Source organism: Desulfobacter latus (assembly GCF_013389365.1).
Taxonomy (GTDB): domain Bacteria; phylum Desulfobacterota; class Desulfobacteria; order Desulfobacterales; family Desulfobacteraceae; genus Desulfobacter; species Desulfobacter latus.
Genome location: NZ_JACADJ010000161.1, coordinates 1 through 1,442, shown reverse-complemented (window position 1 = coordinate 1,442; position 1,442 = coordinate 1). Strand labels below are relative to the sequence as shown.

Here is a 1,442-nt window from a genome sequence, read left to right as displayed (position 1 = left end):
TATTTTTAACCACTTCATCAAGTGTTTTCCCTTGGCTGAAAATATCTAAGTCATCAATACACCTGGCACAATAAAACTCACCATCATGATATATTTCAATCTTAATCATTTTTTTCATAGCCACCTCCAAAAATCAAAACTCATTTCCGTGCCCTTCCGTGTCTTCCGTGGTTAAAAAATCGTAACCCACCCATCTCCGGATCATTTCGCAAGCTCATAATCAAATCTTATCCGGCCCTGATTTTTCAGTCAACATATTTGTTTTTATGGAAAATTTGCAAAATCAAAAGATCAACCACTCTAAATCTCAAGGCAACCAACCCAGCATCCAGCACCCAATAAACCAGTCTTCAACCTCAACGCACACATTGACAAAGTGACATTTTGACAATATGTTAAACATACAAAATGGATTTAAGGAGGCACCATGATCGTTACCATAGACAAAAGAGGCAGCATAAGCCTGCCGGTGGCCATTAGAAAAGAACTTGGCATTACACAAGGAAGTCATCTCGAACTTACGATAAAGCCAGGAGGCGCCCTGGTTCTTCAACCGGTCGAATTTTACAGAACAATCAAGCTTAATGCATCCGGTTTAGAAAAACTCAAGGATGCCCGGTCTTCGGAAGAATGCAGACTGCCGGATTGGTTTAAAAAGGAGCGGGACAATGCCGGAGTTGATCCCGAATAAAAAATTTGTTTCCGATCTGGAAAGTTTCAAGCAACAGAAAACAATTTTAAAAAAAATTGCTAAAACCCTCAATTTTCTCGAAAGCAATCCAATGCACCCGGGTCTGAGAATTGAACGAATCATGAATGACCCTGGTGCATGGTCTGCCCGTGTAGATAAAAAATATAGAATCTCATTTGAACCGACACTGAATCCGTCTACCGGCGCCCCGGACTGGACATTCCCTGTCAAGCTTCTTCGGGTCCTTGATCATGACGATCTTTACAAAAGTCCCCGATAATCCAGTCTACTGCTTTATGAGACTACAGAGCACGCTGAGATCGGATATCCAATTTTCAGGCAATGGAGAACCCGGATATTTCTAAACTCATTTCTGTGCCCTTCCGTGTCTTCCGTGGTTAAAAAACCGTAACCCACCCATCTCCGGATCATTTCGCATCCAGCCATACAACCAGCTCTTTCACCTTACGAAAGGCTCCTCACCGGAATGCCCAGATCATGCTCCAGCCGGGCGGTTTTCAGGGCATTACCCGGCCGCCGATCCACGTCGTGGCGCAGGATCACCACCTGCCCCCCCCCCGGTCTTTTTTTCAGGCTGCAACCAATGAGCTGAACTTTTCCATACTAGGTTACAAAATTATATCAAATAGTAATTTAAAGAATTAAACTTACGACTCAAATAGAATTTTTTTATTAAAATGCAAGCACTTTAAATGGCTGAAACCCACAGCCTCTATTCCTTATCCTTATA

The 1,442-nt window shown here is 42.6% G+C and carries 2 protein-coding genes; both read left to right on the top strand.

Annotated features, from left to right (window positions below; genetic code table 11):
* The first annotated feature begins 427 nt into the window (after positions 1–427).
* Entirely contained in the window at positions 428–691 is a 264-nt protein-coding gene (locus HXW94_RS18740) for an AbrB/MazE/SpoVT family DNA-binding domain-containing protein (protein ID WP_178368410.1), read from the top strand.
* The gene (locus tag HXW94_RS18735) at positions 669–971 is read left to right on the top strand and encodes a type II toxin-antitoxin system RelE/ParE family toxin (RefSeq protein WP_178368409.1); all 303 of its coding nucleotides are present in this window, start codon (positions 669–671) and stop codon (positions 969–971) included. Before HXW94_RS18740 ends, HXW94_RS18735 begins: the two co-directional genes overlap by 23 nt.
* Positions 972–1,442: the final 471 nt, after the last annotated feature.